The sequence below is a fragment of the Novosphingobium humi genome (assembly GCF_028607105.1).
GTDB classification, from domain to species: Bacteria; Pseudomonadota; Alphaproteobacteria; order Sphingomonadales; family Sphingomonadaceae; genus Novosphingobium; species Novosphingobium humi.
The window spans coordinates 1,067,938-1,084,866 of sequence record NZ_CP117417.1 but is presented as its reverse complement, the minus strand read 5'-3'; the positions used below and the strand labels follow the sequence as shown (position 1 = coordinate 1,084,866).

Annotated in this window: 12 protein-coding genes; 2 read left to right on the top strand and 10 right to left on the bottom strand. The window is 64.0% G+C overall.

Features of this window, described 5'->3' with window-relative positions; genetic code table 11:
* The first annotated feature begins 12 nt into the window (after window positions 1-12).
* Window positions 13-1,569 carry a sulfatase family protein gene (locus PQ457_RS04880; protein ID WP_273618641.1) on the top strand — a complete coding sequence of 519 codons (1,557 nt, stop codon included), beginning with the start codon at window positions 13-15 and terminating at the stop codon, window positions 1,567-1,569.
* Window positions 1,570-1,658: 89 nt separating this feature from the next.
* Here the strand turns inward: PQ457_RS04880 and PQ457_RS04875 are convergent, their stop codons facing one another.
* The 8 genes from PQ457_RS04875 to PQ457_RS04840 form a co-directional block, all read right to left on the bottom strand.
* Window positions 1,659-2,327 (bottom strand): aspartate/glutamate racemase family protein, encoded by a 669-nt coding sequence (locus tag PQ457_RS04875; protein ID WP_273618640.1) that lies wholly within the window; start codon window positions 2,325-2,327, stop codon window positions 1,659-1,661.
* A 43-nt stretch (window positions 2,328-2,370) separates the two neighbouring features.
* Complete coding sequence (locus tag PQ457_RS04870; protein ID WP_273618639.1) at window positions 2,371-3,297, bottom strand: bifunctional helix-turn-helix transcriptional regulator/GNAT family N-acetyltransferase; 927 nt, start codon at window positions 3,295-3,297, stop codon at window positions 2,371-2,373.
* Window positions 3,298-3,572: 275 nt separating this feature from the next.
* A complete protein-coding gene (locus PQ457_RS04865; RefSeq protein WP_273618638.1) occupies window positions 3,573-4,871 on the bottom strand; it encodes an NAD(P)/FAD-dependent oxidoreductase in 1,299 nt (432 codons plus the stop codon).
* Between the two features lie 61 nt (window positions 4,872-4,932).
* Window positions 4,933-6,051, bottom strand: a complete 1,119-nt coding sequence (locus PQ457_RS04860; RefSeq protein ID WP_273618637.1) for an acetyltransferase domain-containing protein — start codon at window positions 6,049-6,051, stop codon at window positions 4,933-4,935.
* 95 nt (window positions 6,052-6,146) lie between these two features.
* Entirely contained in the window at window positions 6,147-6,539 is a 393-nt protein-coding gene (locus tag PQ457_RS04855; protein WP_273618636.1) for a RidA family protein, read from the bottom strand.
* Complete coding sequence (locus tag PQ457_RS04850) at window positions 6,539-7,621, bottom strand: DSD1 family PLP-dependent enzyme (RefSeq protein WP_273619249.1); 1,083 nt, start codon at window positions 7,619-7,621, stop codon at window positions 6,539-6,541. The genes PQ457_RS04855 and PQ457_RS04850 overlap by 1 nt, the downstream gene beginning before the upstream one ends.
* Window positions 7,622-7,837: 216 nt before the next feature.
* Window positions 7,838-9,406 (bottom strand): ABC transporter substrate-binding protein, encoded by a 1,569-nt coding sequence (locus PQ457_RS04845; RefSeq protein WP_273618635.1) that lies wholly within the window; start codon window positions 9,404-9,406, stop codon window positions 7,838-7,840.
* Window positions 9,403-10,842 carry an aldehyde dehydrogenase family protein gene (locus tag PQ457_RS04840; RefSeq protein WP_273619248.1) on the bottom strand — a complete coding sequence of 480 codons (1,440 nt, stop codon included), beginning with the start codon at window positions 10,840-10,842 and terminating at the stop codon, window positions 9,403-9,405. The genes PQ457_RS04845 and PQ457_RS04840 overlap by 4 nt, the downstream gene beginning before the upstream one ends.
* 112 nt (window positions 10,843-10,954) lie before the next feature.
* Here PQ457_RS04840 and PQ457_RS04835 point away from each other — a divergent pair, with 112 nt between their 5' ends.
* The gene (locus PQ457_RS04835; RefSeq protein ID WP_273618634.1) at window positions 10,955-11,860 is read left to right on the top strand and encodes a LysR family transcriptional regulator; all 906 of its coding nucleotides are present in this window, start codon (window positions 10,955-10,957) and stop codon (window positions 11,858-11,860) included.
* A gap of 147 nt (window positions 11,861-12,007) precedes the next feature.
* Here the strand turns inward: PQ457_RS04835 and PQ457_RS04830 are convergent, their stop codons facing one another.
* A complete protein-coding gene (locus PQ457_RS04830; RefSeq protein ID WP_273618633.1) occupies window positions 12,008-13,213 on the bottom strand; it encodes an MFS transporter in 1,206 nt (401 codons plus the stop codon).
* Window positions 13,214-13,275: 62 nt separating this feature from the next.
* A complete protein-coding gene (locus PQ457_RS04825; protein WP_273618632.1) occupies window positions 13,276-16,725 on the bottom strand; it encodes a glycosyl hydrolase in 3,450 nt (1,149 codons plus the stop codon).
* Between the last annotated feature and the right edge of the window lie 204 nt (window positions 16,726-16,929).

The following is a 16,929-nucleotide window of genomic DNA, read 5'->3' as shown; positions in this document are numbered from 1 at the left end:
GGAGTGCCGACAATGACCAGTATCGAAAGGGTTGACCGGAGATTTATTCTTGGCGGTATTGCGGGCGGTCTTGCCAGCGCCGCTCTGAGCCCTGCATTTGCCGGCGAGGGCGTTGGCGCAAAACGGCCCAATATGATCCTGTTCTTCATGGATGAATGCCGCGCCGACGCGCTGGGTTCCTATGGCAATCCTGTGTGCAAAACGCCCAATCTGGATGCCTTTGCGCGGCAGGGCACGCGCTTTGCCGATTGCCATGTCCAGCATCCGGTCTGCGGCGCGTCACGGTGCAGCCTGCTGACCGGCCTTCCGGTATCGAACACCGGCCATCGCAGCCTCTATTACTTCCTGCGCCGCGATGAACCCAACCTGTTCCGCTATCTCAAGGACGGCGGCTATGACACGTTCTGGCTGGGCAAGAATGACGCGCTGGCGCCCGAGAGTTTCCCGCTCAGCCTGACCGAATGGCATGGCGAGGTGAACACATGGGCGCGCGCGGCGGGGCGTGGTCCCGCCTTCGATCTGGGCAAGCCCAACCTGATGCTGATCAACGCCAAGGTCGATCCCAAGGCAACCTCGGATTATCTGCTGATCCAGCAGGCGATCAGGATCCTTGAGCGCGGCGAGCAGGACAAGCCGTTCTGCCTGTTCATTGCCCTTAACCAGCCGCATCCGCCCTATCTGGCGCCGCAAGGCTTTCATGACATGTATAAGCCGGAAAGCCTGCCGCCTCTGGTGCCGCCGGGGCTGGCGAAAAAGCCGATGTTCCATGATGCGGTGCGCAAGGCCTATCACCTCGATCAGGCCACCGATGCCGATTTCCGCCAGGTGCGCGCCACCTATTACGGTCAGGTCAGCTATGCCGACTGGCTGTTTGGGCAATTGATGGAGGCGCTGGAGCGCAGCGGACGCGCAAAGGACACGATGGTCATCGCATCCTCCGACCATGGCGATTATGCGGGCGATTACGGCATGGTCGAAAAATGGCCGGGCGGGCTGGAAGGCAACCTGACCCATGTGCCGCTGATGATCCGCATGCCGGGCGGGGCGCAGGGCCATGTGGTGCCCGAAATGGTCGAACTCTATGACGTGATGGCCACCATGCTGGAGGCGGGCCATGTGCAGGCCAGGCATACCCATTTCGCCCGCAGCCTGATGCCCCAGATCATGGGCGCGGCGGGCGATCCCACCCGCGCGGCCTATACCGAGGCGGGCTATGACACGTTCGAGCCGCAGGCCTTTGAACCGGCGATGGAAGGCCCCGCCAATCTCTATACCGCCAAGCATGATTTGCAGAACGAGCAGCCCGCCACGGTGCGGCGCGCGGCGGCCGTCACGACATCGACCCATAAATTCGTGGCGCGGCCCGGAGGCCAGTATGAACTTTACGACCGCAAGCGCGACCCGCTGGAACAGAAAAACCTGATCGATGATCCCAAGATGAAAAAGGTCAGGGATGCGATGGCCGATAATCTGATGAATCACTATATCTCGACAACGGGTGTGCCGCCGATTGCTCGTGATGGCCGTGAAACGCCGGAATTCTACGTCATGCCGCAGTTTCATCCCTAGGCCCGAGACCGGCAGGGGCAGAGCTGAGCGGCGTTTGGCCCAGTTCTGCCCCTGCCGGAAACCTCATCTTCTCAATGACGGCGCCGTCATCATTGCATGGCCGCCCGCGCGATGGCCTCGACGTGAATCAACGCGCTGTCGAGAACCGGAAAGGAAAGGTCGGCCTCATGAAAGGCGATCGAGAGATCGGTGCCGCCCAACACCACCGCATCGGCCTTCTGCTCTTCGTGCAGCTTTCTGGCGGCCTCGTGAAAATAGGCGCATTGCTCCGCCGTGGCATGGCCGGATGCGGCAAGCGTGACATAGGCTGAATGGACCGCACCAAGCTCATCATCTGCGGGAATGACGACCTCCACCGAGTCCACGCCATAGAGCCGGGACTGCATCACGGCGCGCGTGCCCAAAACGCCGACCCGGCGGACGCCATAGGCGGCCAAATGACTGTTCAGAGCCGGAACGGCGCTCAATAAAGGCAGGGACGATATCTTTTCGAGTTCAGCGATGCAGAAATGGCCGCCCATGGATGTCACGGCCACCGCATCGCATCCCCCTGCCCGCAACTGATCGACATAATCGGCAAAAATGGCGGCCTGTTCGGTGGCTCGGCCGGCTTCGAGATTGGCGATCATCTCGCGCGCATCGGCATGCACAATCGTGAGCGCCAGCCTGCGCTTTGCCGCAGCATAGGCCCGCACGAGCGCCCGGTAATAGACCTCTGTGGCGGCAGGTCCAACGCCGCCAATCAAACCAATATGCATGTCGCCTCCAGATTGATGCCTGTGGTATCGGTTCGGCCGAAATTCAGAGATCGAGTGACCAGGTCTGGCCCACCAGATCATGGCCGAAAGAGTGGTGCGGCTCTTCATCGATCAGGACAAATCCGGCCCGCTCATAAATGCGCCGCGCCGCGACGAGCACGCTGTTGGTCCATAATGTGAGCCGCGCATAGCCAAGTTGCCGCGCGCGCGCGATGCAGGTCGAGACAAGCAGCTTTCCCGTTCCCGTGCCGCGCGCGGTCGGTTCGACATAGAGCAGGCGCAGTCTGGCCACTTCCGGCTCGTCGGTATGGACCAGAAAAATCGACCCCACCATGTCGTCGCCTGTTTCGGCGATCCAGGCGGCATCGCGGGCCGGATCGAAATGGTCGTGAAAATCGGCAAGGATGCGCGCGACAAGCGCCTCATAGCCCTGATCCCAGCCATATTCATCGGCATAGAGCATGGCTTGCCGGGCCGTGACCATCCCCAGATCGCCCGGTCGAAGGCTCCGCAACCTGACCGCCGGAGCCTCGACCTTGGCCTCCAGGGCCTGGGCCATGGTGGTGGTGGCCCCGATCAGACGCCGACGCTGGACTTCCGGCAATTGCCGAAGCAATGCTCCCACCGCCGTCTGTGTTTTGTCATTCAGATCCTCCGCCGCCACCCGGCCTTCGGGAGTCAGTATCAAGAGTTGCTGGCGGCCATGGGCGGGATTGATGCGCGTTTCCAGCAAATTGCGCTGCGCAAACCGCTTGAGCGTGCGGCTGATCTGGGCGCGATCCATGTTGAGCGTGCGCGCGATTTCGGCTGCGGTCGGCTCGTGGCGATGCGCCAGTTCATAAAGAACGCGCGCTTCGCTCAAGGTAAACGGGCTGCCGTCGAGATGGACATCGAGCAGCCCAAGCCAGTTGGTGTAAAGCCTGTTGAAGCGGCGCAGGGCGGCAATATCGCCTGTCAATTGATCCAGCATGGGCCTGATCATAGGAGTAATGTTGCCTGAGTCAACATTGATCCGCAGACATTTCCGAGGCAGGCAAAATCACAGATCCGCTCTGCGCCATGAGGTCAGAGAACGGGCCGCAGACCCACCGCCTCAGGCGCAACCCCTGCGAAACAGGCGAAAACGGACAGCAATGTCAGATAAGGCGGCGGCCACCATTCATCACCCAACCGACGGGCAAGGCCTGCGCCACTTGTCCCATCCACATCGTTGAAACCAGACACGCTCACGGTGCATCATGGCCTTTAGAGCGATCCGACCGCAATTTTCGAACCGTCAACGAGGCGGTCAAGGCGGAAATGGGTGGGATCGACGCTGGGCCGATCCTGGGCGATCAGTTCGGCGGCCAGATGGCCGATGCCGGGGCCAAGGCCAAACCCATGGCCCGAACAGCCCGCGGCAAGGTAAAGCCCCCCGATCCGCTCCACCGCCGAAATCACCGGCACCGCATCGGGCGTGCAATCGACATAGGCCCCCCACGCCCCCTCCAGTTCCAGATTGGCCAGTTGCGGAAAGGTGGCGGCAAGATTGGCCTTGATCGCGGCCACCAGCTTGGGATCAGGCTTGGGCGAGAGTACGCGCGTGGCCTCAAAAATGGACGGATCATGGCCCAGCACGGCCGAGAGGGATTCCGGCCCGGTGAAGAAAGAACCGCTGACACCCAACTGCACCGCCTTGAGACGCTGGATGAATTGCGGCATGAATTCGCGGGCGAAGCGGATGCCCTGCGGGGTGAGTTCCAGCGTGGCGCGACCGCTGATGGCAAGGGTGTAGCTGCCGTCGAGCCGCCGTGTCATCGCCAGATCGGGGCAATAGAGGACATCGCCCAGATTGACGGTCGGTTTCGTGCGCAGCGCGGTCTGGCGCACGCTGGCCTGCGGAAAGGTGACGCCGTGGCGGCGCATGAAGGCCGAGGCCCATGCCCCGCCCGCGCAAAGCACAGCATCGGCGCGGATCAGGCCCCGCTCGGTATGCAATCCGGCAACCCGGCCATTCGTCAGGTCCAGCCCGCGCGCGGCGCAGTTCTGGTGGATGGTCGCGCCATGCTGCCTTGCCCCCTGCGCCAGCACCGGGGCGGCCAGCGCCGGCTCGGCCTTGCCGTCATGGACCGAATGCAACCCGCCCACCCATTGCCGCCGGTTCTGGGGAATGCGCTCGGCCGCCTGCGCGCCGGTCAGCATGTGGGTTTCGACCCCGAACTCTTTGGCCACCGGGCGCCAGCCCTCCCATGCGGCCAGCGTCGCGGCATCGTCGGTGGCATAAACAAGGCCGGTGCGCCGAAAACCCGGATCCATGCCGATTTCGCCGCGCATCGCATCCCACAGCCGCATCGATAGCAGCGAGAGCGGCATCTCGCGCCGGTCGCGGTTCTGCTGTCGGCACCAGCCCCAGGTGCGGCTCGACTGTTCACAGCCGACATGGCCCTTTTCCACCAGCGCCACACGCAGGCCCCGCCGCGCCAGATAATAGGCCGATGCCGTGCCGACGATACCGCCCCCGATCACCGCGACATCGACCGCATCGGGCAGATGTTCGTCGCTCATGACCGGTTGAACAACAGGATGCATTTCCTCACCTCTCATCACGCGATGGCGGACCATTTCATCACAGATATTTCAGCCACCAGATGTCCTTGCGGGCCTTCTTGAAATTGGAAAACCAGCGGGTGGGAAAATAAAGCGGCACAATGATGGCAAGGTAGAACACCCATACCCAGCCAAACGAGTCAAAGCCGAAGACATCGCCATGGTTGATGCCGAACACCGCGCGCGCCGTCAGATAGAAGATGCGCAGCAGATAGAGATGGAAGAGATAGAAGAACATCGGCGCGCTGCCCAGCACCGAGAGCCAATGGGTGATCCGCGCATGATTGGCCCGTTCGAACAGGGCCAGCAGGATCAGCCCGGTGCCCAGCGTGGGCAGGAGAAACAGCAGCGAAGGCGGATATTTGGTCAGGGCCAGAAAGCTCATGACGGTGCGGATGGTGCTGCCCTCGACCGTGAACCACGGGGCGTCGCCATAGATGTTGATCGCGCGCAGGATGACAAAGCCCGCGATCATCGCCGCGCCGACGGCCGTCAACCGCGCCATCCGGGCATCGGGCGCAAGCCGGGAAAACCACGAGCCCGCCGACCAGCCAAGGCAGATCACCCCGATCCACGGCACCACCGGATAGTTGAACTTGACCACCATGCCCGCCAGTTCGATCTGCGAACGCTTGTGCAGGATCGCCCAAGGGATGAACATCGGGCTGTCGGGGGCAAATGACACGCCGTCCAACAGATTGTGCCCGCCCACAATGCCCAGCCCCAGCAGCAGCACCGCCCGCCCCGGTAGATGGATCAGCCCCGCCAGCACGATCATGCAAAGACCAATGGCCCAGATCACCTGAAGGAACACGAAATGGAAGGGAAACTCGGCCCGCCACGAAAAATTGACCAGCGTGAGTTCGAGCAGGACCAGAAAGGCCCCGCGCCGCAACAGGAAATCGCTGGTTTCGGCCAGAGTATGCCGCTGGCTGTAGAGATAGGCCGAAAGCCCGGTCAGCGCGACGAAGATGGGCGCGCACAGCGTGCTGGTAATGCGCGTGAAGAAAAGCGCGGGCATGGCCGTGCGCGCATCGACCGGATCGCCCACCGGCACATAGAGAAACCATGTCTCGCGCACATGGTCGAGCAGCATGAAGAGCATCACCAGACCGCGCAGCGCGTCAATGCTCTGCAATCTGGTGGCCGTTGCGGCCCTGTCAGTTTTTGCAGGCGGAGTATCAGTCTGATTCCATGCAATAGCAGCCATAATGGCCTCCTGACAAAAGGGGATCAGTCGCGCAGCATCGCCACCGCGTCGATTTCAACCAGATAACCGTAATGCAGTTCAGGCACCGGCACGACCGTGCGCGCGGGGCGCGCCTCGCCCAGCATATCGGCATAGACGCGGTTGAATTCGGGCCAGTTTTCCACGCCCACGATATAGGCCGTGACGCGGCACAGATCCTCAGGGGTCCCGTCCGCCGCCTCAAGGATGGCGAGCATATTGGCGATGGCCTGCCGGGCCTGCGCGGCAAAGCCCATATCCTCCAGAGGGGCCTTGTCGGCCCGGATCGGCAATTGGCCCGATACATAGAGCGTGTCGCCTGCGCGGATCGCCTGCGCATAATGGCCTGCGGGCGCGGGTGCCTGATCGGTCAGGATGGGAGAGAGCGCCTTTTCCATCACCAGCCTCCGAAACGTTGCCACTGGCCCGTCACCAGATCCGACGCGCCATGCACCACATGATAGGTCCGATGCTGCGCCCCGGTGGCGCAGGCGTGATTGGGCAGAACCCGCACGCGATCACCGATGGCCAGATCGGGCAGTTGGCCGTCCGCACCGGGGCGGAGCGTGATGATGCCATGCTCCTGATTGGCATCGGCCAGAATGAGATCGGGATAGGGATTGCCCGCCAGATCGCAGACCACGCCATAGCCCTGATTGACGGCCTGCTTGGCGGTGCCGCGATCCTGCGACATGGCCATCCATCCGGCATCGATCAGTATCCAGCCCTTGTCGCGCTGATGACCGATCACCGTGCCCATCACCGACAGCGCGATATCATCGACATTGCAAATGCCGATGCCCGCCATCACCAGATCGAAGAACACGAAAACCCCCGCCCGCACCTCGGTTACGCCGGTCAGGTCGAGCGCGTAATGGGCAGTGGGCGTCGAACCGATGCTGACCACCGGGCAAGGCAGGCCCGCGTCACGCAGGATGGTGGCCGCATCGACCACGCTAAGCCTTTCCTCTTCCGCGGCCTGTTGCAGCGCCTGCATCCCACGCGCGGCATAGCTGCCCCCGGCATGGGTGAGGACGCCGCGCAGCTCGCCGCCATCACACAGTGCCCGACCGATTTCCACCAGCCGCGCCGCATCACCCGGCAGCACGCCCGAACGATGGCCATCGCAATCAATCTCGATCAGCGCCGGAATGGCATCGCCGCTCTCGCGGGAGGCCTTGGCCACCGCCTGCGCCTGCTCCACCGTGTCAAGCACCACCGCCAGATCGACGCCCCGGCGGCGCAATTCGATCACCTTGGCCAGTTTCCACGGCGCGATGCCCACGGCATAGATGATGTCGCGCACCCCGGCATCGGCAAAGAATTCCGCCTCCTTCAGGGTCGAAACCGTGGCCGGCCCCTGCGGGCTTTCCATCACCTGCAGGGCGACCTCGACCGATTTGGCCGTCTTGAGATGGGGGCGCAGAGTCACGCCATGGGGCGCCAACCGGGCGCGCAGACGGGCGATGTTGCGCTCCATGCGCTCGGCATCCAGCACGAGGCATGGGGTTTCCAAAGCGCCAAGGCGCAGCGAAGCATCGCTCTCGCGGGCCTGCTCAAGAAGGGTCGGCTCAGTCACCACAGATGTTCCTTATTGAATGGGCGGGGCTGATCTTGTCGGGCCATTGTGTCGGCCTCGCCGCGTGGACACAATTAATGGTTTATGCAGGATAGATTAAGTTCAGAATTAATCCGATCAGCCATCCCACCACACATGTTCGGCAAAAGTGTAGCCCATGAAACCGCCCAGCGGGACCGGATAGAAGCCCCGCAACCGGCGGTCATGACCGTCAAGCAGGCTGATGAACACCGGGATCACGCTGCCGCAATGCTGGTGGACCAGCCCCTGCATCTCGCCATAAAGCTGCTTGCGGCGCTGGTGGTCGGTCTCGCCCCTCGCCTCGATCAACAGCTTGTCAAAACGCGGATTTTGCCACCCGGATTCGTTCCATGTGGCGTCCGATTTATAGAACAGGCTGAAGATCATGTCGGCGGTCGGGCGCGGGTTGCTGTTGCCGAAACACAGCGGGTGCTTCATCCAATGGGTTGACCAATAGCCGTCGGCCGGCACCCGGTTGACCGCCAGATCAAGACCCGCGCGCGCGCCATATTCCTGAAGGATCGAGGCCATGTCCACCGACCCTTCGGCAGCGGGCGATGCATAGACCGGCAGGCGTATGCCGCTCAGGCCCGAGCGCTGGACATGCCATTTCGCGCGGTCCAGATCGAGGCCGGTCTGGGGCAGGTCGTCGCGGAAATAGGGATGGCCGGGCGGGATCGGCTGGTCATTGGCGATCGCGGCATAATTGCGGAAAAGCGCACGGTTGATCAGCGGCCGGTCCAGCAGATGCCGGATCGCGGCGGTGAAGTCGGGATTGGCGGTGGGAAACCGATCCTGACGCGCGATCAGATTGGTGTAGAGGCCCGATTTCGTCTCGATCACCCCATGCGCGGGCGAGGCCAGAATGCGCCGCGTCGAGCGCGGATTGACCGCATTGATCAATTGCACATCGCCCGCCAGCAAGGCGCTGACGCGGCTGACCTCATCGGGAATGGCGATCAGCTCGATCTCATCGAGATAGGGTCTGCCCGCCTTCCAGAAATTGGGGTTACGCCGCACGAGGGTGCGGATGCCGGGGCGGAATTCGGCCAAGCGAAAGGGGCCGGTGCCATTGGCCGTGTGCGGATCATTGTGATCGGCATCCAGAATGAGAAAATGCGACTGGGCCAGAATGACCGGCAAATCGGCATTCGGCCCGGTCAGCGTGATGCGGACCTCACGCGGGCCGGTGGCGCGCACATCGGCAAACTGGCGCGCGATATCGGCCATTTTCGAGCCGATGCGCGGGTCCTTGTGGCGCAGCAGCGAATGGACGACATCCTTGGCACTCAGGTTCTTGCCATTGTGAAAAGTCACGCCCTTGCGCAGGGTGGCATGCCAAACCTGCTGATCGGCGCTGGTCAGGCTTTCGGCCAGAGCGGGCTGGGCATTCAAATGCCGGTCCAGTTCGGTCAGCCCGCTGTAGAGCATGAAATGCCGGACATAATCGGTGTTGAGCGCGCCGCGCGCGGGATCAAGCGTGTCGCCGATCGAGGTCGATGTGCTGGCCACGCGGATGCGCCCGCCCTGTCGGGGAACCGCATCGCCATGGAGCGCGATCGGGGCCACAGGCGGCCTGTCCAGCAGCCGCCCGGCCATGGCCGCCACGCCCAGCCCCGCAACACCGCCCAGCGCCACGCGTCGGTTGATCGGCCCCCCGGTCACTGCGGATAAAAGCCCAGAATGGCCTTGGTTTCGAGATACTCCTCCAGACCGAAGCGGCCATATTCGCGGCCATTGCCCGATTGCTTATAACCACCGAAAGCGGCAAAGCCGTCCCAAGCGGGATGGTTGATATGGACCTGCCCGGAACGGATCCGGCCCGCCACGCGCCGCGCCCGGTCGAGATCGCCCGACTGCACATGCGCGCCCAGCCCATAGACCGTATCATTGGCGATCCGCACCGCATCCTCTTCATCGGCATAAGGGATGATGCAGAGGACCGGGCCGAAAATCTCCTCCTGCGCGATTGCCATCCGGTGGTCAGGGCAGGTAAAGATCGTGGGCCGACAATAGAGGCCGCGCTCCACCCCTTCCGGCCTGCCCGGCCCGCCGCAGATCAGCCGCGCGCCCTCGGCAAGGCCGATGCCGATCATCTGCTGTACCTTGTCAAACTGGTTGCGGTTGGCCACGGGGCCAAGGTCGGTGGCCTCCTGCGCCGGATCGCCCACGACCAGCGCGTTGGCAGCATCGGCGGCCAGTTGCTCCACCTCGGCCAGACGGCTTTGCGGCACCAACATCCGCGTGGGGGCGCTGCAGGATTGGCCGACATTGCGCATGCCCGCCGCCACGCCCAGCGGGACCACGCGGGCAAAATCGGCATCATCGAGCAGGATATTGGGCGATTTGCCCCCCAGTTCCTGCGTGACGCGCTTGACGGTCGGCGCGGCGGCCTGAGCCACCAGAACGCCCGCGCGGGTCGATCCGGTGATCGAAATCATGTCAATGTCGGGATGGGCCGCCATCGCGGCGCCCACCACTTCGCCCGTGCCCGTCACCATGTTGAACACGCCGGGGGGCGTTCCGGCCTCCTCGATGATCTGCGCCAGCAACTGGGCGCTGAAGGGCGACAATTCGCTGGGCTTGAGGACCACGGTGCAACCGGCGGCCAGAGCCGGGGCCAGCTTGGCGGTGATCTGATAAAGCGGCCAGTTCCACGGCGTGATCAGACCGCAAACGCCGATCGCCTCGCGGGCAATGGCGGTGGTGCCCTGTTGGCTCAGAAAGCGGAAGTCGCGCAAAACCTCGATGGCCGCGCGCACATGGGCCAGCCCAAAGGGCACATGGGCATTGCGGGCAAAAGTGATGGCGCAGCCGATCTCCTGGCTGATGACCTGCGCCAGCATCTCCGCCCGCTCTTCCATCAGCGCCAGAATGCGGCCCAGCAGGGCAAGGCGCTCCTCGCGCGAACTGGCCGAGAAAGCGGGGAATGCGGCGCGGGCGGCGGCAACAGCGGCATCCACATCCTGCGGGCCGCAGGCCGCCACCGTGCCGATCACCTCCTCGGTCACCGGGCTGAACACCGGTATCGGTTCGGCGGCGGCAATGGGGGCTTTCCATGCGCCATGGACATAGATGAGATCACAGGAGGGCAAAGGCATCATCGACCGGGGCTTTCGGGCATCAGGGTTGGGTTGCTTGCGGGGCGATGATATGGCAAACCATGAATATCGCAATTAACGCGATCTACATTCTTCATTAAGATGAAACCTAATGATCACCACCGAAGATCTGACCTTCTTTCAGGTTCTGGCCCGCTCGCCCTCGCTGGCCGAAGCGGCGCGCAGCCTCAATGTCACCCCCCCGGCGGTAACGCAGAGGCTGCGCGCATTGGAGGCCCGCGTCGGGGTCAAGCTGGTCGACCGCAATTCGCGCGGGCTCAGCCTGACCGATGAAGGGGAACTGATCGCCTCGGAAGGGCTGGAGATCATCGGCGCGATTGAGGATCTGGCCGAAAGGCTGGCCTCGCGCACCAGCCGGATCCGCGGGCATTTGCGGGTGGCGGCCCCCTACGGCTTTGGCCGGCGCCATGTCAGCCCGGTGGTCGAAAGTTTTGCCAAGGCCCATCCGGCCACGACTGTCACCCTCGAACTCTCCGACAGCCCGATCCGACAGGTCCACGAGAGCTGGGATATTGTCGTGCATATCGGCGCGCTGCCGGAAAGCGACAGGATGGTGACGACGCTGGCCCCCAACCGCCGTATCCTGTGCGCGGCGCCTGCCTGTCTTGAAAACGGCCCGCCGGTGACAACGCCCCATGACCTGATCGATCACCGCTGTCTTGCCCTGCGGGAGAACAATGAGGACGTCACGCTTTGGCGCTTTCGGCACGGCGAAAAGGAGGCGATGACCGTGCGCGTCAAGCCCGCGATGTCGAGCAATGATGGTGAAATCGTGCGCGACTGGGCGCTGGCGGGGCTGGGCGTGATGGTGCGCAGCGAATGGGATGTGGCCGGGGATCTTGCGACCGGACGGCTGGTGGAAATTCTGCCCGATTGGGCGCTGCCTTCGGCGGATGTCGTGGCGCTGGTTCACGCACGCAGCGAACGCAGCGGGCGGGCCAACGCTTTCCTTGCCTATCTGCGCGAGGCGCTGGCCAAGGTGCCGTGGCGATTTTAGGACTGTTTCGGAATGACTCGGTGGGTCAGGCTGCTCTCCGATCGCGCAAAACCTTGCGCGCAATTCCTGCCATGCGGCACGATCAAAAGGCCCGAGTGACGACAGTCGCCCGGACCTTTTGTGATGAGGCCGATCAAGCCGCAGGTTTCAGGCAACAGCCTTTGTCTGCCGCGCACCGGCATTCAGGGCCACGCCAAGGACAACCGCGAGGGCGATCCCGCCCACGCCGATCACGATGAACGTCCGGGGCAAAGCGTGGCTGAACAGCGTAACCAGCGAGACAAGCGCCGGACTGACAAATTGGCCGACGAAGAAGGCGCAGCTCCAGATACCCATGCCCCGCCCCCGGTTTTCATCGTTCAGCCCGCGCATGGTCCAAAGCAGCAGCGTGGGGATGCACAGCCCCGCGCCAAGTTGCTGGATCGTGCAGAAAGCTGTCATCTGGGTGGCGGAATGGCTGGCGCCGATGCCCAGCAGGCCCAGCCCCAGCAGGGCAAAGAAGATGCCGACCTGCAGGCCGGTGCCAAGCCGCGCGGAGGCAGGCTTGAACAGCAGTCCGCCGAAAAACACGCCGACATTGGCAAGGCCGATCAACATGCCAATGGTGTCGGGCGATGTGACGCCCACACCGGGAAACAGGAGCCCGACCTGCACAATGTAAACATAATAGATGCTCGAGGCCAGCAAGGTCACACCGCTGGTGATCAGCACATGGCGCACCGGAAAAGGCGCGACAGCGGCGTCTGACAGCGCGTGGGCGCGCTTTGCCGGCTCGAACAGAAGAAAGGCCATCGCCGCCGCGATGGGGATGGCGCAGGCATAGACCAGAAACGGGATGTTCCAGCCCATCCCCGAAAGCGTGCCCGACAGAACGAGCAGCGAAACGCCGAAGAACGGCTGCGCGGCGGACTGGACGGTCAGCCAGAAGCGCCTGCGATCCTCGTCGAAATAGTCACCGACCAAAGTGTTGGTCACGGTCAGGATCGCCGCCTCGCAAACACCCAGCAGCAGGCGCGAGGCGAACAGCGCAGGCAGGCCGTCGATGAAGATGGGGGCGATGCCGACAAGACCGTAGATCGCGGTCGCCACGACCAGCAAACGGCTGCGGCCATAGCGATCAACCAGCCAGCCCATCGCGGGCGAAAGCAGCGCAACCATCAGGCCCGGCGCGGTCACCGCCAGCGGAACCCACAGGCCCGCGCCGGGCACCCCGGCAAAGTGTTCCATCATGCGCGGCACGGCCGGAGCCAGAGCGACGATGGCCAGAATGGGAAGAAAGCTGGCGATCACGACGACGATGCCTTGGGGCAGGCCCGCCCGGCGCTGCGAGCCAGTATCGGTAGGGGTAGTCATGTTGGTCGTCCTTGGAGCAGCACCCGGCGACCGGCGCATGGCCGGCCGCCGGGCGGAAAGTGTCAACGCATGGTCCGCTTGATGTCGGTTACACCGCTGGTCATGGGGGTCAGCGTGACCGGACCGACCAGCCCCGATCGGCGCAGGCTGGCGCTTGCCTTGTAGGTCGGCGTGTCGGTCCAGGTGATCTTCTGCGTTCCGGGCTGCTGGTCGCCGATCAGGCGGTTGACCCACAGGTTGGCCACGCGCAAGCTCAGACGGTTGCGCCCCGGCCGTACAGCGCCACCAATGTCGAGCCGATAGGGCGCATGCCAGACCGATCCGAGAACCTTTCCGTTGACCGTGACCTCCGCGATGTCGCGTGCCTCGCCCAGATCGAGCATCAAGGGCTGGCCCGCCTTCCAGCCACGCGGCGCGGCGAAGTCCTTTTGATAGGTGGCAACGCCTGAGAAATAGCGGATGCCCGGTTCGGATTGGGTGTCGAGCGGGGCCAGACGGGGAAGGACAGCGCTTTGCGGCGCGCCGCGTCCGGGCTGGAAACTCACCGTCCATGCCCCTTCAAGCACAGTGGAGGGCGCCGGGATCGCCGCAGGCACGGTATATCCTTTGCCCTGCGCCGGACCGGCAAACACGATATGCAGCGCGTCGCCGGCGGCAAGGTGAAGCGGCACAACAGTCTCATGGCCGACGATGCGATAGGTCACCGCCTCGCGCGCGCCGGTTTCGGCATGCCAGATCTCAGGCCTGAGGCCGGTCACCCGGAAATGGCCCTCGAATGCGACAGGCGTCTCGCGGCGGTTGACCAGAAACCAGCTCCGGCCGCCTGGGAACTGGCGTTCGATGAAGGGCACCTCGGCGTCCGCACCCGCGCCCGCCATGTGAAACGCGGGCGCCACCCCTGCCCGTTCGAGCGCGGCATCGGGATCATTCGACGCGATAACGCGGCCCTTGCCCAGCATGGTCTCGGGCCGACCAGACCACATGCGATCGGCCAGCGCGTCAAATCCGGCCTTGTCGCCCGCCAGCCCCAGCATATGAACCGGGCGTTGACCAATCAGCGTGGCCCCGCCTTCGACCAGCGCGCTCAGTCGGCGCAAGGTTGCCAGCGACATGTGATCGGACGACCCGCCAAGATAGATCGCACGATAGCGCGCACCGCCCGGCGTCACCAGATCGCCGCCATCGTTTGCCAGCGCATCGGACAGCGAGGCTATGTCGAGGAAGTCATAGGCATGTTCGCGCGGCGCATCGGGCACGCGGCGGTCGCTGTAAAGGCCCGTAAGGGGCGCTTCCTCACCATAGAAATAGGCCAGATCGGCAACATTGCGGCCTTGGCGCAGCAGCACCGAATTGCGGGCGATATAGTCGATCCACGGGCGGGCAAGGGGCGCCCAGCTCTCGTTGCGGTTGAAATACTGGCCGATGCCGCCAAGGCTCAGGCCCGGCACATGATCATCGCCGGGCACGTGGACCGAGGTGTGGATCACCGGCCGCGTCACGCCCGAAACGAATTCGAAATCGACCACATGCTTGAGGTCGGCGGGGCCGAAAGCCCATGGTTTCATGCTGGCGGTGAAGGATTCAGCGGCAACATCCTCACGCCCAAGGATATGCGCGATCGAGGCGGCCCCGCGAATGTCGGCCCGCGCGGAATCCTCGGGCTGGCCCCCGCGCGCAAAGGCCCATGTCGCCGCCATCGGGTAATCGGCATAGCGGCGCATCGCCATGTCGTCGCCCAGCGAGGGACGCCGCGATTCCAGCGCTTCGGCATAGAACTTCAGGCCCGCCTCATGGCTCGCCTGCGCGATTGTCCCGTAATGCTCGCTGGCCATCAGCTCGCTCAGCGTCCTGCGATAGTCCAGCAGGAAGCTGTCGGAGGCGGCGCGCGACTGCACGATCTGGCCGGTCAAGGTCGGCAGCCAGGGCAATGGATCATAGCCGCGCAGGCGGCGGAACTGCCGGATCAGATTCGGCGTCCAATTGGCCGCGCCGACCTCGATCGAATCCGTCACCAAGGCCCGCACGCCATGGGCGCCGACCAGTTCCGGCCCCGCCGCATCGCGATACATGCCCAGATAGTGATCCATATAGCGGCGAACCGCCCCGGCATCATAGACATCGGCCTCCAGCCCGGTGGCCTCGGCCGTGGCCGGGTGATTGGTGGTGCCCAGCAGCGAATAGCCCATCCGTAGAACCTTCCAGCGCCCCGGCGGCGGGGTCCAGTCAAGCCCGCCGTCAGGACGCAGCTTTCTGGTTAGGTCGATCACCGAGGCCGGTACCGGAACTTGGGGATCATCCTGGGGCACGGGAAAAGACAGATAATCGCCCGCAAGCGCAAAGCCCGCCTTTGTCTCAAAGCGGTCGATCATCGGCACGGACGATGCGGTAAACTGGGTCACAGTCAGGGGCGAAGACATGATCTTGCCGATCATCGCGCCAAACGGGTCCGGCATGGCCAGGCCATTGTCGGCGGCAGGCCCCGGACCGCTGCCCCCCTCGCCGCCGTCATGCGTCGGGAAACGCAGCGAAAGACGCATGTAGCGCGCCCGGATCTGGCGGAAACTGACCGTTGTGGGCACCGTGGCCAGAGGCACATCGGCGACGGGCTTCCATGTCACATTGTCATCGCTGGCCTCAAACGAGGCGGCAAACAGGCCGCCCAGCAGCGGAACCGCGGCACCGGGCAGGAAAACCGTGGCGCAGCGCAGCGCAACCGGCGCGCGGTAGTCGAGCGTCACCGTTCCCGGCGCCGCGACCCGCAGCCCGGAGGCCGCAGGGCCGCCATTGATCGCGCCCGGCTCGACCCTCTCGCCTTGCGGCCCGAAAACATCGGGCACGGGAAGCGCCTCGACATCGGCCACCGGCACCGCCAGCACGACGGTGTCGCGGTAAAGCCGCTCCGGCCGGGGATGCAGCGGCCTTTCCGCCAGCAGGTCGGTAAGGTCAGGCTGTTGTGGGATGGATTGAAACGGCCCGGTGATCGACGGGGGCGTTGCAAGGCGGCCTGCAAAGGGCTTGCCGCCTTCCACAATCGTCTCGCTCCACACCAGCTTCTTGAGCGCATCCTGCGGCGTGACCCAAGGGCCGCCGGTCTCGCTCCATCCCGGCGAGGAGGCGATCGCCAGTTCAAGCCCCAGCCGGTCGGCCTCGGCGGCGGCGAACCGGAACGCATCCTTCCATTCCGGGCTCATGTAGACGAGACGCTTGTCGACGATCCGGGGCGTGGTGAGATTGACATCAAAGGTCTGTGCGCCGCCAATGCCAACCGATTTCATCCATGCCAGATCCTTGGCGATGCCATCCTTGGTGATATTGCCGTTCATCCAGTGCCACCAGACGCGCGGGCGCGCCTCGACCGGCGGATCGGCAAACCGGCGGGCAAGATCCGCAATCGCCGGGGCGTCAAGCGAGGCAGGAGGAGACAGCGCTTCATGCGCCGGACGCGCCTGAGCGTCGGCTTGGGCAAGCAGCGAGCCCGTGGCAAGGAACAGGCTCACAATTCTTCTGCTCAATCGTTCTCTCCCTGACATCGGCTTTGGTATTGGCGCCGCTTGGGCCGACCGCTTTGATGGACGGCGGTGCGGAAAGGTTCGAGTGTGAGGCCGCCCCCGCGCGCATCGCCCCGTGGCCGGGACCGGATCATCCCGCGAAGGAAGGTATCGGATAAGGCGCCAAATCGGCGCCCGCAGATTTTAATCAGCGATCAAACGAAAAGC